At 39.5% G+C, this 23,884-nt stretch carries 23 protein-coding genes; 15 read left to right on the top strand and 8 right to left on the bottom strand.

Translation table 11 applies throughout. The features are described 5' to 3' along the window. Positions 1-216 precede the first annotated feature (216 nt). The 8 genes from RGB74_RS18300 to RGB74_RS18265 all read left to right on the top strand — a co-directional run bounded on the left by RGB74_RS18300 (position 217) and on the right by RGB74_RS18265 (position 6,019). Positions 217-576, top strand: coding sequence for a DUF3905 domain-containing protein (locus RGB74_RS18300; RefSeq protein ID WP_310760700.1), 360 nt, complete (start codon positions 217-219; stop codon positions 574-576). A 94-nt stretch (positions 577-670) separates the two neighbouring features. Beyond that, complete coding sequence (locus RGB74_RS18295) at positions 671-925, top strand: YciI family protein (protein WP_310760699.1); 255 nt, start codon at positions 671-673, stop codon at positions 923-925. 315 nt (positions 926-1,240) lie between these two features. Further along, positions 1,241-1,531, top strand: a complete 291-nt coding sequence (gene gatC, locus RGB74_RS18290; protein ID WP_310760698.1) for an Asp-tRNA(Asn)/Glu-tRNA(Gln) amidotransferase subunit GatC — start codon at positions 1,241-1,243, stop codon at positions 1,529-1,531. A 15-nt stretch (positions 1,532-1,546) separates the two neighbouring features. After that, complete coding sequence (gatA, locus tag RGB74_RS18285) at positions 1,547-3,004, top strand: Asp-tRNA(Asn)/Glu-tRNA(Gln) amidotransferase subunit GatA (RefSeq protein WP_310760697.1); 1,458 nt, start codon at positions 1,547-1,549, stop codon at positions 3,002-3,004. 12 nt (positions 3,005-3,016) lie between these two features. Continuing rightward, positions 3,017-4,447 carry an Asp-tRNA(Asn)/Glu-tRNA(Gln) amidotransferase subunit GatB gene (gatB, locus tag RGB74_RS18280; protein WP_310760696.1) on the top strand — a complete coding sequence of 477 codons (1,431 nt, stop codon included), beginning with the start codon at positions 3,017-3,019 and terminating at the stop codon, positions 4,445-4,447. Between the two features lie 103 nt (positions 4,448-4,550). After that, positions 4,551-5,060 carry a hypothetical protein gene (locus RGB74_RS18275; RefSeq protein ID WP_310760695.1) on the top strand — a complete coding sequence of 170 codons (510 nt, stop codon included), beginning with the start codon at positions 4,551-4,553 and terminating at the stop codon, positions 5,058-5,060. A 20-nt stretch (positions 5,061-5,080) separates the two neighbouring features. Continuing rightward, positions 5,081-5,641 (top strand): hypothetical protein, encoded by a 561-nt coding sequence (locus RGB74_RS18270; protein WP_310760694.1) that lies wholly within the window; start codon positions 5,081-5,083, stop codon positions 5,639-5,641. Between the two features lie 15 nt (positions 5,642-5,656). Then, complete coding sequence (locus RGB74_RS18265; protein ID WP_310760693.1) at positions 5,657-6,019, top strand: VOC family protein; 363 nt, start codon at positions 5,657-5,659, stop codon at positions 6,017-6,019. 31 nt (positions 6,020-6,050) lie between these two features. On the opposite strand, the gene RGB74_RS18260 is transcribed toward RGB74_RS18265, so the two are convergent. The 8 genes from RGB74_RS18260 to RGB74_RS18225 form a co-directional block, all read right to left on the bottom strand. Then, positions 6,051-6,983: an ABC transporter ATP-binding protein gene (locus RGB74_RS18260; protein WP_310760692.1), complete on the bottom strand. Its 933-nt coding sequence runs from the start codon at positions 6,981-6,983 to the stop codon at positions 6,051-6,053. Continuing rightward, the gene (locus RGB74_RS18255) at positions 6,976-7,956 is read right to left on the bottom strand and encodes an ABC transporter ATP-binding protein (RefSeq protein ID WP_310760691.1); all 981 of its coding nucleotides are present in this window, start codon (positions 7,954-7,956) and stop codon (positions 6,976-6,978) included. The genes RGB74_RS18260 and RGB74_RS18255 overlap by 8 nt, the downstream gene beginning before the upstream one ends. Positions 7,957-7,971: 15 nt before the next feature. Beyond that, entirely contained in the window at positions 7,972-8,907 is a 936-nt protein-coding gene (locus RGB74_RS18250; RefSeq protein WP_310760690.1) for a hypothetical protein, read from the bottom strand. Continuing rightward, a complete protein-coding gene (locus tag RGB74_RS18245; RefSeq protein WP_310760689.1) occupies positions 8,904-9,725 on the bottom strand; it encodes an ABC transporter permease subunit in 822 nt (273 codons plus the stop codon). The genes RGB74_RS18250 and RGB74_RS18245 overlap by 4 nt, the downstream gene beginning before the upstream one ends. A 312-nt stretch (positions 9,726-10,037) precedes the next feature. Then, entirely contained in the window at positions 10,038-10,835 is a 798-nt protein-coding gene (locus RGB74_RS18240; protein WP_310760688.1) for a CPBP family intramembrane glutamic endopeptidase, read from the bottom strand. 41 nt (positions 10,836-10,876) lie between these two features. Further along, on the bottom strand, positions 10,877-11,692 hold the full coding sequence (locus RGB74_RS18235; RefSeq protein ID WP_310760687.1) for a sugar phosphate isomerase/epimerase family protein: 816 nt from the start codon (positions 11,690-11,692) through the stop codon (positions 10,877-10,879). 57 nt (positions 11,693-11,749) lie between these two features. Next, positions 11,750-11,956: a hypothetical protein gene (locus RGB74_RS18230; protein WP_310760686.1), complete on the bottom strand. Its 207-nt coding sequence runs from the start codon at positions 11,954-11,956 to the stop codon at positions 11,750-11,752. A gap of 54 nt (positions 11,957-12,010) precedes the next feature. Continuing rightward, complete coding sequence (locus RGB74_RS18225) at positions 12,011-12,502, bottom strand: GNAT family N-acetyltransferase (RefSeq protein WP_310760685.1); 492 nt, start codon at positions 12,500-12,502, stop codon at positions 12,011-12,013. A gap of 305 nt (positions 12,503-12,807) precedes the next feature. Here RGB74_RS18225 and RGB74_RS18220 point away from each other — a divergent pair, with 305 nt between their 5' ends. The 7 genes from RGB74_RS18220 (at position 12,808) to RGB74_RS18190 (ending at position 23,822) form a co-directional block, all read left to right on the top strand. Further along, positions 12,808-13,713, top strand: a complete 906-nt coding sequence (locus tag RGB74_RS18220) for a diacylglycerol kinase (protein WP_310760684.1) — start codon at positions 12,808-12,810, stop codon at positions 13,711-13,713. A gap of 113 nt (positions 13,714-13,826) precedes the next feature. Continuing rightward, positions 13,827-14,432: a class I SAM-dependent methyltransferase gene (locus tag RGB74_RS18215; RefSeq protein ID WP_310760683.1), complete on the top strand. Its 606-nt coding sequence runs from the start codon at positions 13,827-13,829 to the stop codon at positions 14,430-14,432. A 319-nt stretch (positions 14,433-14,751) separates the two neighbouring features. Further along, a complete protein-coding gene (locus RGB74_RS18210; protein ID WP_310760682.1) occupies positions 14,752-16,080 on the top strand; it encodes a S8 family serine peptidase in 1,329 nt (442 codons plus the stop codon). Positions 16,081-16,453: 373 nt separating this feature from the next. Next, positions 16,454-17,818 (top strand): glycosyltransferase family 2 protein, encoded by a 1,365-nt coding sequence (locus RGB74_RS18205; RefSeq protein WP_310760681.1) that lies wholly within the window; start codon positions 16,454-16,456, stop codon positions 17,816-17,818. 109 nt (positions 17,819-17,927) lie between these two features. Next, a complete protein-coding gene (rlmD, locus tag RGB74_RS18200; protein WP_396136079.1) occupies positions 17,928-19,304 on the top strand; it encodes a 23S rRNA (uracil(1939)-C(5))-methyltransferase RlmD in 1,377 nt (458 codons plus the stop codon). Between the two features lie 209 nt (positions 19,305-19,513). Then, complete coding sequence (locus tag RGB74_RS18195) at positions 19,514-20,470, top strand: tRNA dihydrouridine synthase (protein WP_310760679.1); 957 nt, start codon at positions 19,514-19,516, stop codon at positions 20,468-20,470. Between the two features lie 148 nt (positions 20,471-20,618). Continuing rightward, the gene (locus RGB74_RS18190) at positions 20,619-23,822 is read left to right on the top strand and encodes a DEAD/DEAH box helicase (protein ID WP_310760678.1); all 3,204 of its coding nucleotides are present in this window, start codon (positions 20,619-20,621) and stop codon (positions 23,820-23,822) included. The last annotated feature ends 62 nt before the right edge of the window (positions 23,823-23,884 follow it).

Below are 23,884 nucleotides of genomic sequence, written 5' to 3'. Positions count from 1 at the left end.
TCATTCACATTAAAAAGTGTGAGATTGTGATGAAAAAGTCTGAGTATATCGGAGTAAAGTGTGGGAATACAACTAATATGTACTGCTAAAAGCTAATTCAGCAATAAAACTGCCTGTCCTCAGCTGTTGTAACAGATATTTTGTTCGATAACGGATGATTATTCGGCTTTCAGGAAACGTTAATCGTATAAATAAGTCTGGAAAGCAGGTGTTTTTATGTCGAAACAAGATAAGGAACAGAAGAAGAAGCTTCAAGAAGTCAATTTAGACGAAACAATGCCTCATCAAATCAGCTCGCCTGACTTTAAAAGTGCCGGTATGAAAATGGAGGCACCATTTGAGAACGAACACGGGGTCGTGATCGGTGACAGTTTTTATGATTCACCGAATTCACCGCTAAACAACTGGAGTACGGACACAGATCCAGAAATCATGTCAGGAGAAAATTGGGTTCATCCGACAAATGATATCGGCTGGAACACGAACCAAAACCGTGACCTCATCGAAAAAAAGATACCACCAAAAGAAGGCATGCTTAAGCACCCCACAAAAGACTCCAGCTATGGAAAAGACTAAACATCCGCAGCGGCGGGTGTTTTTCTTTTTAAACCCTATTCCGTATAGTAATATAAAGGCGGTAGCGTACATAAAAAATGGGAGGCTGGAGCACATGGCATACTTCGCAGCAATCTTATATATGGAAAAACCGGAATTGAATCAAGAATATCGTCAAGCGCACCTGGATTACCTAGCAGCACTTGTTGAGCAGGAAAAAGTTCATTTAAAAGGACCTTTTACTGATGGTGCTGGAGGCATGGTCGTATACAAAGCGGAATCAATGGAAGAAGCTCAAAAGTTAGCAGAAGAAGATCCATATGTAAAAGAAGGCGTTCGCCGATTAGAACTTCATGAGTGGGGAATTTAATTTTATAGTGAGTTTAAATCGGTCCAGATTGTTTGGGCCGTTTTTTTTTGGGCGAATAGTGTCGAAATTTGTAGAAAGACTCAATAATTTCAAAAGAGACTCAATTCTGTATGGAAGAGACTCAATTCACTCAAAAAGAGACTCAATCAGCTCACAAAGAGACTCAATTTTCCATAATTAGACTCAATCCCCTGATTCTCTGCTAAATCTCACTAGAAATTTATTCCTCTTACTCGGCTTAGTTGCTTATACTGCGCGGTTTTTGTTATCATCAGAATAATACTTTGCAACAAGAAGTTTTGGAGGTGGCTTAGCTTGTCTCGAATATCGAAAGAACAAGTGAAACATGTGGCTCATTTAGCCAGATTAGCGGTTACAGAAGAAGAGACCGAATTGCTGACACAGCAATTAGACAAAATTATAGGGTTTGCCGAAGAATTGAACGAGCTTGACACTGAAAACGTGGAGCCGACTACGCACGTTTTGGATCTGAAGAATGTCCTTCGTGAAGATGAAGTAAGAAATTCAGTATCTGTTGATGAGGCGATGAAAAATGCGCCAGCACAAAGAGATGGACAATTTAAAGTTCCAAACATTTTAGAGTAGGAGGAACCACCGCGCATGTCGATTTTAGATAAAAAAATATCAGAACTGCATGAACTATTACATAAAAAAAGCTTAAGCGTTTCAGATCTTGTAGATGCATCATTTGACCGCATTCATCAAGTTGATGATAAAGTAAAAGCTTTTTTAACATTGAATGAAGAATATAGCCGCATTAAAGCGAAACAGCTTGATGAAAAGCTTGTATCTGGCGCTGACAGAGGACTTCTGTTCGGAATGCCGATTGGAATTAAAGACAACATTGTCACAAAAGGGATCCGCACAACTTGCGCTTCTCGCATTCTAGAAAACTTTGAACCGATTTATGATGCAACTGTTGTAGAACGACTGACAGCTGCTGACACAGTAACAATCGGAAAATTGAACATGGACGAGTTTGCCATGGGTTCATCGAACGAAAACTCGGGGTTCCACCCGACGTTTAACCCGTGGGATTTGTCATGCGTTCCAGGCGGATCATCAGGTGCATCCGCAGCATCCGTTTCAGCGGGAGAAGTCCTTTTTTCATTAGGATCTGATACAGGCGGTTCGATTCGACAGCCAGCTGCATTCTGTGGCGTAGTTGGATTGAAACCCACTTACGGTCTTGTTTCACGTTACGGATTAGTGGCTTTTGCGTCATCACTCGACCAGATCGGACCGATTACAAAATCAGTTGAAGACAACGCATACCTGCTTCAGGTCATTGCAGGAAACGATCCGATGGACTCCACTTCTGCAAAGGTAGATGTGCCTGATTATCTGGCATCTTTAACTGGTGAAGTAAAAGGGCTGAAGATCGCGGTTCCAAAAGAATACCTTGGCGAAGGCGTTGAGGCTGGCGTTAAAGAAAACGTGATGAAGGCGTTGAAGGTGCTTGAAGGATTGGGAGCAACATGGGAAGAAGTTTCTCTGCCGCATTCACGCTATGCATTAGCAACCTATTACTTGCTGTCTTCATCTGAAGCTTCAGCGAACCTTTCCCGTTTTGACGGCGTTCGGTACGGACTGCGTTCAGATAACAGCAACAACTTGATCGATATGTACAAGCAATCGCGCAGTGAAGGATTTGGGGAAGAAGTGAAGCGTCGTATCATGCTTGGGACTTTTGCATTAAGCTCTGGATACTATGATGCTTATTACAAAAAAGCGCAAAAAGTACGTACGCTGATAAAAGAAGACTTTACAAACATCTTTGAAAAATATGATGTTATCATCGGGCCGACAACACCATCTGCATCATTTAAATGCGGATCGATGGTAAAAGACCCTGTAACGATGTACATGAACGATATTTTAACGATTCCTGTAAACTTAGCGGGTGTGCCGGCGATTTCTGTACCATGCGGATTCTCAGACGGTTTGCCGATTGGGCTTCAAATCATCGGGAAGCATTTTGATGAAAAAATGCTCTATCGAGTCGCACATGCGTTTGAACAAGCAACAGAACATCATAAGGCAAAGCCGAAGCTGTAGGGGGTGCAGAAAATGAGCGAATTTGAAACGATTATTGGATTAGAAGTACATGTTGAGCTAAAAACAAACACAAAGATTTTCTGCGGCTGTTCTACAAACTTTGGTGCACCGCCTAACACGAATGTTTGTCCGATTTGTTTAGGACACCCAGGCGTTCTGCCAGTTGTGAACCACCAGGCGGTTGACTTTGCGATGCGTGCAGCACTGGCGCTAAATTGTGAGATCAATCGGGAAACGAAATTTGATCGCAAAAACTACTTTTATCCAGATAACCCGAAAGCATATCAAGTATCGCAGTTTGATAAGCCGATCGGGGAACACGGATGGATCGAGATCGAAGTTGGCGGAAATAAGAAGAAGATCGGAATCACACGTATTCATATGGAAGAGGACGCGGGGAAACTGACACATACAGCGGATGGTTCACTCGTTGACCTTAACCGTCAAGGAACGCCGCTAGTGGAAATCGTTTCAGAGCCAGATATCCGTACACCTGAAGAAGCGTATGCGTACTTAGAAAAATTAAAAGCGATTATTCAATACACCGAAGTTTCGGACTGTAAAATGGAAGAGGGATCACTCCGCTGTGATGCTAACATTTCCATTCGCCCAGTCGGTCAAGAGGAGTTTGGAACGAAGGCAGAACTGAAGAACTTGAACTCGTTTGCTTTTGTTCAAAAAGGATTAGAGCATGAAGAGAAGCGCCAGCGTGAAGTCGTTTCTGCTGGAGGAGAAATTCTTCAAGAAACGCGCCGCTATGATGAAGCTTCCAAAACGACAATTCTTATGCGTGTAAAAGAAGGTTCTGACGACTATCGTTACTTCCCTGAGCCTGATCTTGTGTCCATTTTTATTGATGAAGAGTGGATGGATCGAGTGAAATCGGAAATTCCAGAACTGCCGGATGCCCGCCAAAAGAGATATGTTGGTGAATTTGGACTTCCGGAATACGATGCAAAAGTACTTACGATGACAAAAGAGATGGCCGATTTCTTTGAAGCGGCGATCGATGCCGGAGCCGATGCAAAACAAGCTTCAAACTGGATCATGGGTGAAGTGAGTGCATACTTGAATAACGAAGGCAAAGAGCTGAAGCAAACAGCATTAACTGCTGAAGGACTTGCTGTCATGATCAAGCTTATTGAAAACGGAACGATTTCTAACAAAATCGCTAAAACCGTATTTAAAGAATTGATCGAGAACGGTGGAGACGCAGAAAAAATCGTTAAGGAAAAAGGACTTGTCCAGATTTCTGACGAAGGAGCAATTCGCGAAATCGTTGTAAAAATACTCGATGCAAACGAGCAATCTGTTGCTGATTATAAAGACGGAAAAGAAAAAGCAGTCGGATTCCTAGTCGGCCAAGTGATGAAAGAAACAAAGGGGAAAGCAAACCCGCCGCTAGTTAATAAATTGATTGTAGAAGAATTGAAGAAAAGATAAAAAATGAGCAGCCCAATCTTGGGTTGCTTATTTTTCATTCTATTAAATACCAATAAGTGGTAATATTATTGAATACGATAATGGGATTGCGGGGTAATTTAGAATGACGATATTGATTTTACTGGGGATGATTTTAACTGTTGTTCTTTTATCCGCCAAAAAGGTGTGGGTACCAGCCGGGTTTGTGACAAGTATTAGGTTCAAACTGAAAGATAGTAAGCTAAGTACAAATCATTGGATAGCTGGAGCGGCTATGTTTCTAACAAACGCTCTATTATTTGCATTGGCTATTATACTCTTCTTTTATGTTCCCTTTGGAATGCCGATTTGCTTAATCATTTGTATCCCGCTTAGCATGTTCATTTGGTATCTTTTTTCAGAAACTTGGCAGGGGTCTTATACAGATAAGATTAAATTTGCTTGTATCGGCAGCTCCTTTTTTCTTGTTTTTATTGGATGGGTCGTCTGGAAATATTCAACGCTAGAACCTGCTTTTCCAGGTGATGATCTGTTCATGGCATGGATTGGTACACTGCTCGCCATAATCGTCAGTTCAGGAGCTTTTGTTGTCAGTTTGTTTGTCATACTGAAAAAGAAAAGAAATAATACATAAACATCTAAGGAGAAAAATTCATGGGTGCTATTATCCTATTTATCATTATTGGCTGTGTGGTTGCAGGGATTCGTTTGTGGAAAAGAAAACGGATATTATCATTAGTTTTATTTAGTCCTGCCATGATTACGATTGGATTTATTGGTTATTTTATTTATGAATCTTCGTATCATACAAATCCAGATTCTGTGCAGTTCTCTGTGCAAAAAGAAAATCATACTTACTATGTCACTGGAACATGGAAAGACCGCTTAGATGGCTACCGATTTCCTTCTGATTTTCTTGTATTCTATGTTCCGAATAACGAGCAAGTTTTAAGTGTGAAACGTGATAGGATGAAAAACTACAAAAAAGCGGACTGGGATTTTTTAAACGGACAAGTAAAAGATTGGGTAGATAAGAAGCCGCATCCAAAAGTGAAACCTCAGATTTTCGATTTGAAAACAGATAAAGAATTTACGTTTTCGTTCACTTTGCCAGAAAACATCGAGCCAGGTGATGTAAAATTGTATTATGCACACACTAGAGAAGAGCCTATGGACGCGTTGGAGTTTTGGTTTAAGGCTATTAAAATAAAATAAAGGAGCTATTAGTCTATGATTAAACGTATTGCGACGGTTGCCGTTTATGTTGTGGATCAGCAGGCAGCCAAGTCATTTTGGACAGAGAAAGTCGGATTTGAAGTGAAAGCCGAATTTCCGATGGGACCCGATTCATTCTGGCTGGAGGTAGGACCGAAAGACGCACAATCAAATCTTGTAATCTACCCAAAAGCGATGATGAAAGGTTGGGAGGAGAAAAGACCTTCAATTGTATTTGAAACAGATGATGTGCAAGGAGATTACGACCGCATGAAGAGCAGCGGGGTAGAAATGCTTGGTGAGCCTCAAGTGATGCAATGGGGAACTTTCGTACAGTTTAAAGACGAAGACGGAAATGAATTTATTTTAAAAGGGTAAAGAAAAAGCTGCCGGATCACTCCGGCAGCTTTTAGTTATAGCTCAATTGTTTATGAGGGTTTTCAATCTCATATTCTTTAATGCTGACTACATTGGCAGAGACGAAGTGATCGTTTCCGATATTAACGAGCTGTGGTGGATACAACGGTTTTTCCGGAAGCATGATTGGTTCTCTGAATGGATTCCTCCGCTCAGGGTCCGCAACCGGTATGGAAGCTAACAGTGATTTTGTGTAGGGATGAATCGGATTTCGGAACAGTTCATCTTTAGGTGCTAATTCAATTAAATGTCCAAGATACATTACGGCCACACGATCACTCATATAGTGCACAACACCCAAGTCATGAGAGATGAATAGATAGGTAAGGTTTAATTCCTTTTGTAAGTCTTTCAATAGATTTAATACTTGAGCTTGAACCGATACATCCAGCGCAGAAACCGGCTCATCTGCAATAATGAATTTCGGTTCCAGCATAAGTGCACGTGCAATACCGACCCGTTGACGCTGCCCGCCTGAAAATTCGTGAATCGTTTTGTAAAAGGATGTTTTCGGAAGTCCTACTTTTTCCAGCATACTGTAAGCTTTTTCGGTGCGCTCTTGTTTCGTTCCTATTTTTTGAATATATAAGGGTTCTTCAAGAATTTCTCCAACCTTTAAACGAGGACTCAATGATTCATAGGGATCTTGGAAAATCATTTGAATTTCTTTTCGTAAAGGTCTTAATTTATTTTCATTTAATTTTGTAATATCCCGGTTATCAAACAAAATGTTACCGTGTTCAGGTCTGTATAAACGCATAAGTGTACGGCCCAATGTTGTTTTTCCAGAACCGGATTCCCCAACAACTCCAAGTGTTTCACCTGGATAAATATCGAGAGAAACACCATCTACTGCTTTAAGGATGCCAGTGGAGTCTTCAAAATACTTCGCTAGATTCTGTAAACTCAATAATGGATTAGCCAATGGCGACTACCTCGCTTTCAGTAAAAACACGTACATAATGATCAGGTTCCACTTCAACAAGTGAAGAAGGAGCATGAAATACTTTGCTCTCAGATGAAAACATCTCAGGTGCGAACGGTCTGCCCTCGTATCCCACATTGTCGAACGCGTAATCTTGAATCGTTTTGAGGCGTTTATCTCCATCTTCAGGGTTCGGAATGCTCCCAATGAGTGCTTTTGTATAAGGGTGTACAGGATTTTTAAATATTGTAAAGACATCTGCCGATTCCACGATATGGCCGCCAAACATGACATACACCCAGTCCGCATATTCAGCAACGACACCGAAATCGTGCGTGATCATTAAAACGGATGCATCATGGTTTTCTTTATAAGAATTGATTAAATCCAGAACTTGTCGTTGAATGGTCACATCAAGTGATGTTGTAGGTTCATCTGCAATAATAAGTTGAGGCTTGCAGGAAATTGCCATTGCAATTTGAATCCGCTGTTTCATCCCGCCTGACAGCTGGTCAGGATATTGGTTATATACATAAGCAGGGTTGTTAAAACCTACTTGTTTCAGAAGTTTAAGAGATTCAGATTTCAAATCTGACTTAGGCATCAGCTTATGATATTTAAGTCCTTCTGTAATTTGAACACCGACTTTCATGCCAGGATTAAGTAAAGCAATCGCATCCTGGAAAATCATTGAGATTTCATTGCCTCTCAGTTTCTTCATTTCTTTTTCGGTTAATTTTACAATGTCCTGATCTTTAAAATGGATTTCTCCGTTTTCGATTCTTCCATTAGCAGGCAAAAGCTGCAGAACAGAAAGGGAAGAAATGCTTTTCCCAGATCCGGATTCTCCGATTAAAGCAACAGTTTGATTTTTTTTAACATCAAGGCTTACATCAGATACAGCAGTGAATGTATTTTTTTTATCTCCGAAAGAGATTTGCAGATTCTTGATTTGCAGCACGGATGGATTCAAATATTTCACCTCATTTTAAGTCTTTTTTACATCAACAGAGTTTTGAATACCTCGAATCATGAGATTAATAGCGAAAATGGTTACCGCAAAGAAAGCAAGCGGGAATAATATTACCCAAGGAGTAACCATCATTTTGCTATAAGACATTCCGATAATTCCCGCCCATTCCCCCTCTAATGGAATAGGAAATGGGGTTGGAGAACGAGGGTCTCCAACCATAAGTGTCAGGGAGCCCCCTATAAAAATAGCCAGTACGCCTAAGTGAGCAAGGAGGATAAGAGATTGAATCATTTGCTGCGCAAAAACCAATACCAATTTAGTTGTAAGCTCTGGCAGAACATGTTTGTAATAAACATATGTCTTTTTAGAGCCCAGTGCGATGGTGCTGACAATATAATCTTTATTTAAAAGTGAATTTATTTCTTTAGAAAAAGTGGAGATCAAGGGCAATACACCAATCAATATTAAAATTAAGCATTGCATAATAATTAATTTTGTAGAGCTCATAGGCTGCACGGTTTGTCTTGATAACAGCGCAGTCATTAGCATATACGCTAAAATTGTACCTGGAATGTAAAGCGTAGCTTGGACGAGATCATCCAAAAAATTAAATTTCGACTTTGGATTTAACAAAGCAATGACTAAAGAAAACAGAACTCTGAAAAAGGCAATTCCGAGTGCAATAAGAATGGTGTATTTCGCACCGTCTATTATTTGATAAAATAAATTTTTTCCTACTGAATCTGTACCGAAAGGCGGTTCATCAGAAGGCTTAAATGGAGGGACACCGATCATAATACCTTTATCATTATATTTATAACTAAGCAGTTCCAATGACTTCTCTTTATTAACATCTAATATGCCTGGCCAATTATAGCTGAAAATAAGCAATGCTATTATAAATATAAATCCGATCAAAAACTGCGGCTGTTTCAATACCTTTAAGATCATGCGGCTTCCTCCTTTTCTTGTTTGCTTCTGGATCCGGCGTAGTTTTCTACGAGTTCAAATACCAATGAAAACGGCAATGCGAGGATAAGAGCAGTCACAACAAAAGCAACTCCTCGGGAATAAAGCATGGTAATCATAAAACCATTTAAATTAAATACATATTCCACGATTAATAGATTGGATAGCATAAATACAAAAATCGATTTGTAATATTGGAACAAGCTAGTAATGATATTTCGAAACACGTGTTTTAATGTGATATAGAGTCGGCCAAGACCCATAGCCCTAGCAACTGTTACATAAGATTTTTGCTGCTCTTCCTTCATCAATAGCAGCGTCATCTTAAATAATTGGATGGTAGGCAAAATGGAAAGAGTAATAATGGGCAGCAAATAAATAGGTTTATTGAAGAACATCGTTACATCAGCAACTAGCCAGCCAGTTCTCTTGAATATGTAAATGATTATGAATTGAAGTGAGACGGCGATAAATAAATCGGGTAAAGATTCTAATAAAGTTAAAAATCCAAAGATCATCTGTTGAAGAATTTTTGGAAGAAGGGTAGTCAGGAAGGTAAGAATTAAGGCAATGATTAATCCGATTAATAAAGAGGCAAAGAATATAGTCATCGAATATTTATATTTGTCAAAAATATCAGGAAAAAGATCGCGTTCTATACCATTAATAGAAAAAGCCCATGCCTTGAAAGTCTGCATCGAATTAAAACCGATCAAAAGAGGAGGTAAAATACTGATTATTAATATTCCGAAGACGATAGATCTAACTCGGTTGAAATAGCGCTTTAGTGAGAAGTTCATTGGACACCTCGATCTCATATAATTATTAGAAAATTCAGTTTGTAATAATTGTAAAATATTTGTAACAGAAATGAAAGTGAAAAGAATGTATTATTTTGGCAATTTTATTGTGGAGGATATATTTTTTGTGCTTCGGCTGTCAAAATTTGTAGAAAGGCCTATATATGGTGAAGTTAGACTTAATTAAGGTTCGAGGAGACTTAATTATTAAAAATCAGACTTAATTCATTAACACATTCGAATCACGGATCGAAACATAAAAAAATACCCCAAAAAGTGATGGTTCACATCACCTTCAGGGACATCATCTAATTAAAGTAGTGATAAAAGCGGTATTAGGATGAGCTGGTTCACAACATGAACGCACATGTGTGAGATCATCGCGTATTCTAACCCTTTTTTCCAGTAGATATAGCCGAATAGACACCCAAGAACGCCGTTGAGTACAAATGCACGTGTGATGAGAATTGGTGTTAAACCATCATAAAGTTTAGCGGTTGCCGGTAAATGGCCAGCTGAAAATAGAAGTGCTGCGATAATTAATCCGATCCAGAAAAACGCATTTGGAAGTTCACCTTTTTTCTTTTTGAACAATACAGCAAGGATCCAAACAATCAATGTCATGAGGAATAATCGAATCAGAACTTCCTCTACAATCCCTCCGTATAAGGCTCCGCCAAGAAGAGCTTTCCACCAGACTACGCTTTCTCCGTTTCCGAGCTTTGGAATATAAGGCTGAAAAAGAAGCACGTCAGCACCGATCATGAAAATGGCTCCCACTATTCCACCGACTACAGCAAGCTTTAATCCAGATTGGTCAATCACGGGTTTCTTTTTTTCAAGAATCCATGGTGTGATGAGAGGGAGTATGAGTCCGGTCCTTGTTGTGAGTTTAAGTCCGATCCAACTCAGCACAGTTGTTAACACTGCGATTTGAAGCACGGTAACGATAGCTACTACTGTCATAGAAACAGGAATTTGATCGATCATTTTTGTGTACTCAGCCTCACCGAGCGAGATTTTGAGTGCATCAAGCTGATACGGGAAAACGAATGCTCCTGCAATCATGCCGAGTAAACCAAGAAATAATGCAATTTTTAAATGTTTCATAAGGGCGTCCTCCAAGTTCTCTATTCAATTGTTAAGTTGTGTCATTTTAAAATATTTTGTTTTAGCCAGTTTATGCCTTCTGTAACAAATTCCATGTCAGGATTGGAATGTGGAGTATGTTCTAGCACCCAAAAAAGGTCAGGGCAAGTTTCCAGGAAAGTGAGTATCTCTTGAATCGGAAAATGCACACCGTCCGTTTCATGAGAAGGATGAATCGGAATCCATATGTATTTGTCCTCTGTGAACTCGATGTTATGTAAATGAATGACTTTAATATGGTCTTTCCACTTTTGTATCTTCGAGAGAGCAGATTCGTGGCCGGCCAACAGATAATCACCGATGTCGATGCAAAGTTTTAGACCATATCGACCCCATACATCTAAAGGAAATTGATCTAAATACTGAATGTTTTTCGGGGATTTCAATAAGCCTAACTTTGGTTCACAAACGATTTGAATTCCGTATGCTGATTGTAGCTTTGATAAACTCTTTAATCCTTCTTCGATCTGTTTTACAGGGTCGGCAGCTTCGTGCTGAAAATAAGGAAAATGAACAAGGATGTATTGTGCACCGTAATCAGACATGCGTTTCACTTCCTTTTCAAACTGAGCCCAAGCTTCTTCTGGTTTGTATTGAAATTCTTCTAGCAAATCGTATTTACTGCCGTTGCGTAATAGAGGTGAATGCAATCCGAACGTTTTATTGTGCTGCTGGACTAGCTGTAAAAAAGTTTGGAAAGCTTGTTCGTTTTCCAATTCACCGATTTCGATGTGTTCAATATTTTTTATGAAAAGATCATTTAAGCGGGAAGTATCAGACATAATCGTGCTGCCAGAAATGGCTAGTGTGTGTGACATGTAATTACTCCTTTATGAATATGAGTGCGCAAAAAAAGACAGGAATGTAATCCCGCCTTAGAAACCGCCACCGCCTCCATCATGATTGTTGCGCATGGCATTTACTCTTGCAGCTGCATTGTTGATTTGATTTTGATTACTAACGTATTGTTCAGGAGTATGGTCCAGGTTGAATTTCATGTTGCGTCTTTTTGCTCTCCAGTTAAGGAAAACCGCCAGCAAAATTACCAAGATGAGCGGTGAAAAGAGAATGAGCCACAGCATAGCAACACCTCCTAAAAGATTTGCAGTACTTTAGTAAACCTATGAAGTTCTGTTTTAAATATGCTTGTAAAGAAGTAAGTCATCGACAAAACGCCCATTTAAATAAAATTCTTCGACAAGCCTTCCTTGCTCTTGATAACCGCATTTTTTGTAAAAACGTATGGCTTTTTCGTTACTTGCTAAAACACGTAAAGAAAGTTTTCTTTTCCCGTTATCACGTGCTAATTCTTCAACAGCACGCATCAGTTCAAAGCCAATGTTCTGACCTTGGAAATCTGGATGAACTGCCATTGCAACATCTGCTACATGCAGGTTGGAGGGAACCGGAAAAACATCTTTGTAAAAAATGTAGCCGCAAACTTTTCCGTTGCTCCGTGCAACAATCTGACTTCCTGCAGGGAACTGTCTTCCATAATCCTCTGGTGAATCCCAGTGGATATCTGGTGCAGGTGTTGTTTCTATGTTCCAAACAAGATGGTCGATCTCTATTAGACCTGCATAGTCTGCAGGGGTGGATAAAGAAATTTCAATAGTCGTTTTTTCCATCATACACACTCCTCATCTAGAAAATTCCATAAAGAGACATGAAAATCCTTTATTCGATCCAAAGTGAATTGTTTGAGAATTGCAGGGGGTCTGTCCCGGGGTCTGACCCCGGGACAGACCCTAGTCAATTTAGACACAATTTAAACACATTTCCCTGATAGATACAGCTTTGCTTTTTATGGGATGAATCCTTATAATATAAGAAGAATTGACAAGCAGTCCATCCTGGGCTGTTTTTTGTGGTTATACAGCTAAAGGTTTAAGTTAAAGCTTTTAATAGAAGTCAAATGACGAAGGTGAACATTATGAAACGAGCAAGACTGATCTACAATCCGAGTTCTGGACGAGAAACTGTAAAAAAACAACTTCCATATATATTAAATAGACTTGAAAACGCAGGTTATGAAACTTCTTGCCATGCGACTACACCAGAAGAGGGCTGTGCTACACGTGCAGCAAAATTAGCGGGTGAGCGCGGATTCGATCTAGTGATAGCAGCAGGCGGAGATGGAACAATCTATGAAGTCGTGAACGGACTTGCAGGACTTGAAGATCGTCCAATGCTGGGAATCATTCCAGCGGGGACTACAAATGACTTCGCACGAGCAGTCGGTGTACCGCGTACGATTGAAGGAGCTTGTGACGTACTGTGCGGCGGCGCTCAAATGCCTGTCGATATTGGAAAAGTAAACGATAGATTCTTCATTAACATTGCTGGCGGAGGACGCATTACAGAGCTTACTTATGAAGTGCCAAGCAAGCTCAAAACGATGATTGGACAGCTCGCGTATTTCCTAAAAGGAATCGAGATGCTTCCTTCGATCCGTCCGACATACGTTGAAATCGAATTTGACGGTCAAGATAAATATGAAGGCGAAATCATGCTTTTCTTAGTGGCAAATACAAACTCTGTTGGCGGTTTTGAAAAACTAGCACCAGCATCTGAATTCCACGATGGTCTTTTCGACGTAATCATTTTAAAGAAAACGAATCTTGCTGAATTTGTACGTATTGCTTCTCTTGCTATCCGTGGAGAACACATTCACGATGATCACGTAATCTACAAAAAAGCTCAGCGTGTAAAAGTAACACCACGTGAAAAAATGCAGATTAACTTAGATGGAGAACTAGGCGGCATCTTGCCAGGTGAGTTCGAAAATCTGCATCATCACTTCCAACTACTAGTACCAAAAGAAAGAATTAAATCATAATACAAACCATACAAGAATGAACACCGAGGGCATAAGTGCTTAAGGTGTTCTTTTTTTGCAATTATATCAATATCTTAACTTGAAAAAAGTCGGGAGATAGGGGATAGCTAAGAGTGAAAAATCTTTCAAATATGAATAAGTACAAAAGGCTTGCACCGTTTTACGATAAACTTATGGGTAATCGTCTGTTTAGAAAAGCACGCCAGCAAGCTTTTTCTGAAATAAATATAATTCACGGGGAAACTATTCTCTTAGTTGGAGTCGGAACGGGAGAAGACTTCCCTTTTTTGCCTGATCATGCCAAGGTTACCGGGATTGATCTTTCAGAACATATGTTAAAGATAGCCGCTGGAAAAAAGAATGGACGGGACATAACCCTTCATCAGATGAATGCAGAAGAAATGGTTTTTCCCAATCAAACTTTTAATGTCGTCGTTTTGAATCTTATTTTGAGTGTTGCAGAGACACCTGGAAAAGTACTTGAAAGAACGATAGAGTGTCTGGCTCCAGGAGGCACAATATTAATTTTTGATAAATTTATTGATGCTCATACAAATCCAAATCTGATTAGAAAATTATTCAATACATTTACGTCAGCAATTGGAACAGATATTAATCGTGACTTTTATCAAATAAAAAATAAACTGCCTCTCGAAATAATGAAAGAATACAAGGTCCTCAATGGTCTTTACAGTATTATTGTTGTTCGTAAAAAATAAAGGCTGTTTTTCGTAACCAAACGAAGTATGTTTACCTCCCCAAATCTATTTTCAGGCCTTACGTACTGTTGTAAAAATAATGTAGTTTTTTATAACTAGCGGATTACAAGAATGTCAATTTGAATGACAATATTTGTTTAATTTTAAGTTTGTAAAGAAAAGCAGTAAGAAATACTTACATAACTTTTTCGGGTTATATCAAAAGGAGTAATGGACATAGACCGTTTCCCATAGCACATTTTATCCTTTTGTACGATTGTTCGCTTCTAAATCTTGTTAGAAAATTAAGACAAATATTTTAGAAGTGGAGGGAGAATATATGAAAAAGATACTTTCCATATGTTTAACAGCTGTTTTAGCCGTTGCTTTTTTCACACCTCAGCAAAACGTTAAGGCAGCATCAAGTCTAGAAGTAGATAAAACTTTAACAAAAGTATTAGGAGATATTACATCAAATACAGTGATCGAAGCTGTTGTAACGTATGATTCATTGCCTAGTACTTCCGATGTGGCAGCACTAAAAAATCTTGGATTAGAAACGAAAACGTTCAGCAAGCTTCCGATGGTAGCAGTAAAAGGAACGAAGCTGGAGCTAACGTCATTACTTACAAGCAACCTGAATGCCGTTTCCATTTACTACAACAAAGACCTTCATTATTTAATGAATGAAAGCCGAAAGCTAATAGGTGCCGAACGCGTGTGGAATGAATTGGGCTACACAGGAAAAGGCACGACCGTTGCTGTGATCGACAGCGGTATTGATGGTACGCATCCTGATCTTCCGTTTGGTGAAGAAAAAGTGGTACAAAACGTGAAGTTCTTAGTAGGACAAGATATTTTCTCCGAGGATGCCACATACCTTGAAAACGTTGTAAATACGGATACATCTTCCGGCCACGGAACACATGTTGCGGGAACAATAGCAGGACTAGGATCACAAAGTGCAGGTTTATATACAGGGATTGCTCCAGACGCTAAGCTAGTTGGCCTCGGAACGGGAGAAGGAATCAATATCCTTTGGGCACTTGAAGCTTTTGATTACGTATTGAAAAATCAAGATAAATACGGGATAAACGTCATTTCTAACAGCTGGGGTTCAACAGGTGAGTATTCACCGAACGACCCGATTAACGTAGCGAGTAAACAAGCTCATGATGCTGGAATGGTCGTATCATTCGCAGCAGGTAACGAAGGACCAGACGACAACACATTAAACCCATATTCTGCAGCACCATGGGTGATTTCGGTCGCAGCTGGAACGAAGGACAAACAGTTAGCTGACTTCTCATCTCGTGGAGTTGAAGGAGATGCACTTCTTCATCCAGACATAACAGCGCCTGGTGTGGATATCGTCTCGACAAAATCAAAAACCGGGGTTGTCATAAACACGCTAGGAACGGTAAAAGATAAAGATTACATTGCACCAGAATATCTGCCATACTACACAACAGCGAGCGGAACGAGCATGGCAACACCGCATATCTCTGGAGTAGCAGCATTGCTGTATGAAGCCAATCCTAATTTAACACCTGATCAAGTTCTGCAACTGTTGGAATCCACAGCAGATCCGATGCCAGGATACAAGCTGCATGAAGTCGGAGCAGGATATGTAAATGCATACGAAGCTGTGAAAGCTGCAGGCAACTAAATAAACTTAATGGATAAAAGAAAAGACTCAAAAAGGCGCAGGTCAATAAGCCCTTTTGAGTCTTTTTTTGTTTTGAGCATCGAACGTCATGGGAAATACCCATGGAGAAACTAGGTAGAAAAAGAACGGGAAAATAAAAACAAGATAAAAACCAATATAAAAATGGACAAATGCCTATATATAAATCCTAAGTAACAGAAAGGGAAATAAATTGTTCAGGGACAGTCCCCTTTTCCCTATTTCATATTAAGGTTTTATTAATAGTATTAAGTCTCTGTCATGTAAACCCTTACATTAATTGTCACCCACAGAAAGAAGGTTTGCTCTTCCAAACACTATAACTAGAACAACTTTATAGTGAAGGAGGGGTATTTTGGAATACTTGTTGTATTTTTTCTTTTTCTTATCTATTCTCTTTCCCATTATTCATTCGATCCATTGTTTCCGGTCTTTTAAAAAGGAAGAACATCATACTGGAGATGGAGACCTTGAATATGAAGAGAAAGGTATGAGTATCTTAATTCCATGCTATAACGAACAAAGAATCTTAGATACAGCTATTAATAGCATTAAAGAGCTGTCTTACTCTAATTTAGAGGTTATTTTCATTAATGATGGCTCTAAGGATACGACGTTAAACTATTTCGATTTTTTATTACAGTTAAAACCGTCGGCTAAAAAGCCAATAAAGAAACTATCGCATGAGAAAGTAAAAAATTGTTATCAATCTGAACTATATCCGAACGTCTTTGTTATTGATAAAGAAAACGGCGGAAAAGCAGATGCCTTAAATGCAGGAATCGAATATTCCAGTAAGCAATTAGTCATCACACTGGATGCAGATACCATTGTAACGAATAAAGCACTTGCTGCCGTTAACCGCAAATTCCATGATGAGAATGTAGTAGCAGCAGGCGGTGTAGTGCATGTATTACAAACAAAGGTAGAAGAACCGATGCATGGACTTTCCCTCCGGAAAGCAAAGATGCTTGTGCGGGCTCAAGCACTTGATTTTTTAAGAGCCTTTTATATTAACAAAATTTCATTAGCTGGATTTAATGCGTTAGGCGTGATCTCCGGCGCTTTTGGTATTTTTACGAAAAAAGCATTGATTGATGTTGGCGGATACCGTGCGACCATTGGAGAAGATATCGATATTACGTTGAAGATGCATAAATATATTGAAAAAGACAAGAAAAGAAAAGTAGCGCTCATTCCAGATGCAGTAGGATTTACTGAACTTCCTGAGACTTGGGGGGATTTGTTTAAACAACGCGTACGCTGGCAAAAGGCTTTTGTGGATTGTTTCATCCACTATGGACCATTTTTATTTAAAACATTTTTCAAAAAACCAGTATCCTTTTTCTATATTGTAGAAGGTTTCGTATCAGGTACACTTGCGGTTTATGTAATGACAGGCGCCGTACTCATTGATTTTTTCAATGGACATTTCTTTTCGTTAACATTCTTGGTCTATTATGTGGTGTATATATTCCTTCTTGGTTATGTTTACGATGAACTAGCGATCGAAATGAGTGAAAAACACGGATTTTTCTTCCAAGAGAAAGAAGACGTGATTCTAGCTTTCGTTATTTTCTTTGACATTTTCATCTATCGATTCATCATCATGACAGCCATTATTTACGGCACAGTGGCTTACTTCATTAATAATAAAAATTGGAATAAGGTAGAGAGGACAGGAAGAGATTACACAACATCAACCGAACATGCTGCTTAACATACGACAGACCTGATTTTTCAGGTCTGTTTTTGCGCACCGGTATTTGGTGTACTTCTTCAGTTGTGCTACAATCAGTAAAGCATAAAGGACGAAAAGGACGATGAAAATGACGAAGGCTGATTTGCCTGTTCATAAAAATGAAAGCTATGAAGTTGAAATATTAGATTTAACCCATGAAGGCGCGGGAGTTGCCCGCGTAAATGGGTTTACTTTGTTCGTACCGAACACGTTGCCAGGGGAGCGTGCGAAGGTAAAAGTAGTTGGGTTAAAAAAAGGATTCGGTTTTGGCCGTTTGGAAGAATTGATTGAACCGAGCCAAGAGCGTGTAGAGCCGCCATGTCCCATCTATAAATGGTGCGGAGGCTGTCAGCTGCAGCATTTATCATATGCTGGACAACTCGAATATAAACGAAAACAGGTTGAAGACGTTCTAACTCGTATCGGAAAATTAGAAAACGTCCCTGTTTTGCCGACGCTTGGAATGGATGACGAACCATGGCGTTATAGAAACAAAGCCCAAGTGCCAGTAGGTGAGCGGGACGGCCGAATCATCACAGGATTTTATCAAAAACGAAGTCATGAAATCGTCGAAATGGATAGCTGCATCATCACAGGTGATACAAATGACGATGCTGTTCAAGCAGTAAAAGAAATCGTAAATAAATACAACATCAGTGCATATAACGAGGAAAAGCATAAAGGAATGCTACGCCATATTATCGCACGTTACGGAAAAACAACGGGCGATTTAATGATCGTCCTCGTAACGAATGGCAAAGACTTGCCGCAAAGAAAAAAGATTATTGATGACATTACAACAGCTCTACCTGAAATCAAATCCATTGTGCAAAACGTAAACACAAAACGAACAAACGTAATCTTTGGAGATGAAACCAAAGTTCTTTGGGGCGCTGAGTACATTTATGACAATATCGGAGACATTAAGTTTGCGATTTCAGCAAGGTCTTTTTATCAGATTAACCCGGATCAGACGAAAGTTCTTTACGATCAAGCGTTAAAATACGCTGAACTAAGCGGTGACGAAACTGTAATCGATGCATACTGCGGAATCGGAACAATCTCGTTATTCCTTGCACAAAAAGCGAAAAAAGTGTACGGTGTCGAAATTGTACCAGAAGCGATTGAAGATGCGAAACGAAATGCCGAACTGAACGGAATTACAAATGCAGAGTTTGCAGTTGGAAAATCAGAAGAAGTCATCCCGGAGTGGAAGAAACAAGGGATCACACCAGATGTAATCGTAGTTGATCCGCCTCGTAAAGGATGCGATGAAGAGCTTTTAAAGACAATTATTGAAATGAAGCCAAAACGCGTCGTGTATGTGAGCTGTAACCCGGCAACACTCGCACGAGATCTCCGAGTACTTGAAGACGGCGGTTTTAAAACAACAGAAGTACAGCCGGTAGATATGTTTCCGCAAACTACACATTGTGAAGCGGTCGCGTGTTTGGAGTTAGTATAATAGGAAAGCAGCTGAGATAGAAAAATTCTATGCCACCTGCTTTTTTGTTTGTGAAAATACCATTCAGTATCAAAAAACATTATAGATTTTCCATAAATTATCAATATACAGAGATTGATAATCAGTTAGCAGTCATGATATAAGTGTAAAAGAATATTTTTTACCGGGATTTTGAAGTTGTATATATGTCGAGAGGATATGAGCGTAAAATGATAGATAATTTTTGGCGTGATTTACCACGTCCATTTTTTGTACTTGCACCAATGGAAGATGTGACAGATGTTGTTTTTCGTCACGTTGTAAGTGAAGCCGGCCGGCCGGATGTGTTTTTCACAGAGTTTACAAACTCAGATAGTTACTGTCATCCGGAGGGTATAAAAAGTGTCCGCGGCCGTTTGAAGTTTACAGAAGATGAACAGCCAATGGTGGCACATATTTGGGGCGATAATCCTGAATATTTCCGTCAAATGAGTATTGGCATGAAAGAGATGGGGTTTAAAGGCATTGATATTAATATGGGCTGCCCGGTGCCGAATGTGGCACAGAGAGGTAAAGGGAGTGGCCTTATTCTCCGTCCGGATGTTGCTGCAGAACTTATTCAAGCAGCAAAAGCGGGCGGGCTGCCTGTCAGCGTGAAAACACGACTTGGCTTCAAGGAGGTAAATGAGTGGGAGGAGTGGCTTACGCATATTTTAAATCAGGATATTGCGAACCTTTCCATTCATTTACGTACAAGAGAGGAAATGAGCCTAGTAGATGCGCATTGGGAGCTTATTCCGGAAATCAAAAAATTACGTGACCGTATCGCACCAAATACGCTGCTAACAATCAATGGAGACATTCCTGACCGACAAACCGGTCTGCAGCTTGCTGAACAATACGGTATTGATGGTGTAATGATCGGGCGAGGAATTTTTAAAAATCCTTTTGCTTTTGAAAAAGAGCCAAGAGAGCACAGCAGTAAAGAATACCTTGATCTTTTAAGACTGCAGCTTGACCTTCAAGATCAATATGCGGAAGAAGTGCCGCGTTCAATCTCAGGGCTTCATCGCTTTTTCAAAATCTATGTAAAAGGATTCCCTGGGGCTGCTGAATTACGAAATCAATTAATGAACACGAAATCAACAGATGAAGTGCGTGCATTGCTTGATAACTTTGAAAATTGATGGAAAGAGCCTAAACGACTTGTTTAGGTTCTTTCTTATTTGAGGAATGCAGCTTGCTTCATTTGAGGATAAAATGTAAGTTGAAATAAGATAATTAGTCGCGTGAATTTATTTGAAATTTGATATAGAGCGGAAGGAGCGGGAGTACATGGATATTAGTATAAGTCATCATAAAATTAAAGAAATGTGCGGCACCGTATCCTTTAAAAAGGGAGATTATTTTTATCGAGCAAATAAAGTTACGTTCAGTCAATATAGTCATGATTTTTGTGAAGCTAGCGTTTCTGGAACGGAAGACTTTCAAGTCACGATAGAAAAAGATGCGGCAGGGAAGACTGACCTGAAATGCAGCTGTCCTTCACTAGTGAATTTTCAAAAGCATTGCCAGCACATTGCAGCTGTTTTATTGTCCATTCAGGATTACCAGCGAAAAGGGACAGTTCCTGACAGTTTACCAGTTCAATCGTCTAATTATGATGAACTGACTAAAGGGTTTCTGACAGTTTTCAATAACAGACCGGCAAGAAGAAGTGGACATCAACTCCATTTTGAAAAAAGAGAGGTACTGGATGTCATGTTTACATGCAGACCAGTGAAAATGGAGAACGGTCAATTTTTGTTCGGAATGGAAATAAAGGTCGGCAACACAAAGCTGAAGAATATTCAAACCTTTCTTCAGGATGTAAGACATGGGGAACGCAGTGCTTTATCTTCTGTCTTTACATATGACCCGAGCCGTCATTGCTTTTTAAAAGAAGATGATTTAGTGATACAAGAGCTTATTGGGGTTATCCATTATGAAAAGGCATTTCTTGAAGCATTATCTTCTTCTTTTTCAGGTGATAATGAATCTTTGCTCATTCCACCCTCCTCTTGGACGCGTCTCGCTCCATTACTCACTACAACATCGTTAGTGAGGCTGAAGCAAGACGACCAATCTTTTGAAAGTTTACGAATGATAGATGGACCGCCTCCTATTCAGTTTACATTTGAAGTAAAGGGTACAGATTACCGGTTAGCAATTGATGGATTCGATAGAATGATTGTATTGAATCCCTATCGTTCAGTATTATTTGACGGAAAAGTCTACACATTAAATGAACAGGATTGTGAACGATTAAATGACTTAAAGCAAATGCTATTCAAGTCGGGGACGAATCATATACCGATTTCACATAAAAAAATTCAGCATTTCCTCGATAACATTGTTCCAAGTCTGAAGAAGATTGGCGATGTCCAACTGGATAAAGCGCTCTCTCAAAAGTTATTGAAAAAACCTCTTGTTGCCAAGCTATATTTGGATCGTGTTAAGAATCGTCTGCTTTGCGGACTAGAGTTTCATTATGAAGATATTATTATTCAACCGTTAGAGCAACGGGAAACTCTAACAGGACCGGTAGTTGTGAGGGATCAGGAAAAGGAAGATGAGATTCTTGGATTAATGGACGAAAGCGGCTTCTTCAAAACAGATGGCGGATACACGATGCAAAATGAAACATTGGAGTATTCATTTTTATTCCATACAGTTCCAAAGCTTCAGCAACTCGTACAGATTTATGCTACAACAGCAGTTCGAAACCGCATCGTAAGGAAGAACGCCTTTCCGAAAATCAGAGTGAAAGTTAAAAAAGAACGTAACGATTGGCTGGAATTCAAGTTTGAAATGGACGAAATTGCTGATCAACAGATTCGGGAAATTTTAGAAGCGCTCGAAGAAAAGCGGAAATATTACCGCTTGCGAAATGGCTCACTGCTCTCTCTTGAGACGAAGGAAATGGAAGAAATTCAACGTTTTCTAAAAGAAGTTCCGGTTCAGGATTTTGATATGGAAGCTAGTCTGAACATGCCTATTACCCAAAGCCTTCAACACCTTGATGCCATTGAAAATAGTCAGGTGTTCACAATAGAAAAATCGTTTCATGATTTTATAGAAAATTTACGTAACCCGAGTAACTTGCAATTTGAGGTGCCGCAAAGCCTAGAAAACATATTGAGAGACTATCAAAAGAGCGGATATGAATGGATGAAGGCACTTGCAAGTTTCAATTTTGGCGGTGTTCTAGCGGATGACATGGGACTTGGCAAAACGGTGCAAAGTATATCGTTTATCGTATCAGAGCTTTCCAGTATTCGAGACAGGAAAAACCCGGTTTTGATTGTTTGTCCTTCATCATTAACGTATAACTGGCTTCATGAAATCATGAAGTTTGCACCTGACCTTCAAGCTATTGTTGCAGATGGGAAAAAGGCAGACCGGGAAAATCTTCAAAAGGAGATGGGGGATGTAGATGTTGTGATTACATCCTACTCATTGATGCGCCGAGATATTCAATGGTATGCAAGTCAAAAGTTTCATACGGTATTTTATGATGAGGCACAGGCTTTTAAAAATCCCCTCACGCAAACAGCTCGAGCAGCTAAAAGAATACAGGCAGATTATCGTTTTGGACTTACTGGAACACCTATAGAAAATTCGATTGAGGAACTCTGGGCAATTTATCATGTCGTCTTTCCGCAATTATTTAAAGGATTAAAGGAATACAGTCACCTTTCTAGAAAAACTATCGCTCGAAGGATTCGTCCATTTTTACTTCGCAGAAAAAAAGAAGATGTTCTTGCTGAGCTGCCGAAAAAAATAGAAACGTCCGAATCAACAGAACTGCTGCCTGAACAAAAAAAGCTTTATGCAGCATATTTGGCTAAGCTGCGGCATGATACCTTAAAACATCTCGATAGGAATACCATTCGAAAAAATCGTATTCGAATTTTAGCAGGGTTGACCCGTTTGCGGCAAATTTGCTGTCACCCTTCTCTTTTTGTTGACGGCTATAAGGGAAGTTCTGCGAAATACGAGCAGTTGCTGCAAATAATAGAGGAAGCCAGACTTTCCAATAGGAGAGTACTGATATTCTCACAATTTACGAAAATGCTTGAGATGATTGGCAGAGACATTGCATTACGTGGTCATACGTACTTTTATCTGGATGGACAAACGCCTTCTGAAGAACGATTGGAGATTTGTAATCGATTTAACAGAGGTGAGCGGGATTTATTCCTGATTTCCCTAAAAGCAGGAGGTACCGGGTTGAACTTAACAGGGGCTGATACAGTCATCTTATATGATCTTTGGTGGAATCCAGCAGTTGAACAGCAAGCAGCAGACAGAGCCCATCGAATGGGTCAGAAAAATACAGTACAAGTGATCAAGCTCATAGCCCGTGGTACCATTGAGGAAAAAATGTATGAGCTTCAGGAAAAGAAAAGAGATTTAATAACAGCCATGGTTGATTCTGATGAAATCGCATCAGCATCCTTAACAGAAGAAGATATTCGTGAAATATTTATGATTTGATAGACGAAAGAAGTTCATTGGTTGAACTTCTTTTTGTTATTTTTAAAACGATTAACGAGATT

This window comes from Bacillus sp. NEB1478, from assembly GCF_031582965.1.
In the GTDB taxonomy this organism is placed as follows: Bacteria; Bacillota; Bacilli; order Bacillales; family Fictibacillaceae; genus Fictibacillus.
This window is presented reverse-complemented; position numbering and strand designations above follow the sequence as displayed.

Excerpts from the sequence above, each read along its gene's own strand:
- RGB74_RS18195 (WP_310760679.1), top strand. The coding sequence starts at position 19,514 with ATGATAGATAATTTTTGGCGTGATTTACCACGTCCATTTTTTGTACTT.
- RGB74_RS18240 (WP_310760688.1), bottom strand. The coding sequence starts at position 10,835 with ATGAAACATTTAAAAATTGCATTATTTCTTGGTTTACTCGGCATGATT.
- RGB74_RS18245 (WP_310760689.1), bottom strand. The coding sequence starts at position 9,725 with ATGAACTTCTCACTAAAGCGCTATTTCAACCGAGTTAGATCTATCGTC.
- RGB74_RS18225 (WP_310760685.1), bottom strand. The coding sequence starts at position 12,502 with ATGGAAAAAACGACTATTGAAATTTCTTTATCCACCCCTGCAGACTAT.
- RGB74_RS18235 (WP_310760687.1), bottom strand. The coding sequence starts at position 11,692 with ATGTCACACACACTAGCCATTTCTGGCAGCACGATTATGTCTGATACT.
- RGB74_RS18300 (WP_310760700.1), top strand. The coding sequence starts at position 217 with ATGTCGAAACAAGATAAGGAACAGAAGAAGAAGCTTCAAGAAGTCAAT.
- RGB74_RS18210 (WP_310760682.1), top strand. The coding sequence starts at position 14,752 with ATGAAAAAGATACTTTCCATATGTTTAACAGCTGTTTTAGCCGTTGCT.
- RGB74_RS18220 (WP_310760684.1), top strand. The coding sequence starts at position 12,808 with ATGAAACGAGCAAGACTGATCTACAATCCGAGTTCTGGACGAGAAACT.
- RGB74_RS18275 (WP_310760695.1), top strand. The coding sequence starts at position 4,551 with ATGACGATATTGATTTTACTGGGGATGATTTTAACTGTTGTTCTTTTA.
- gatA (WP_310760697.1), top strand. The coding sequence starts at position 1,547 with ATGTCGATTTTAGATAAAAAAATATCAGAACTGCATGAACTATTACAT.
- RGB74_RS18230 (WP_310760686.1), bottom strand. The coding sequence starts at position 11,956 with ATGCTGTGGCTCATTCTCTTTTCACCGCTCATCTTGGTAATTTTGCTG.
- RGB74_RS18265 (WP_310760693.1), top strand. The coding sequence starts at position 5,657 with ATGATTAAACGTATTGCGACGGTTGCCGTTTATGTTGTGGATCAGCAG.
- RGB74_RS18190 (WP_310760678.1), top strand. The coding sequence starts at position 20,619 with ATGGATATTAGTATAAGTCATCATAAAATTAAAGAAATGTGCGGCACC.
- RGB74_RS18250 (WP_310760690.1), bottom strand. The coding sequence starts at position 8,907 with ATGATCTTAAAGGTATTGAAACAGCCGCAGTTTTTGATCGGATTTATA.
- RGB74_RS18270 (WP_310760694.1), top strand. The coding sequence starts at position 5,081 with ATGGGTGCTATTATCCTATTTATCATTATTGGCTGTGTGGTTGCAGGG.
- RGB74_RS18295 (WP_310760699.1), top strand. The coding sequence starts at position 671 with ATGGCATACTTCGCAGCAATCTTATATATGGAAAAACCGGAATTGAAT.
- rlmD (WP_396136079.1), top strand. The coding sequence starts at position 17,928 with ATGACGAAGGCTGATTTGCCTGTTCATAAAAATGAAAGCTATGAAGTT.
- gatB (WP_310760696.1), top strand. The coding sequence starts at position 3,017 with ATGAGCGAATTTGAAACGATTATTGGATTAGAAGTACATGTTGAGCTA.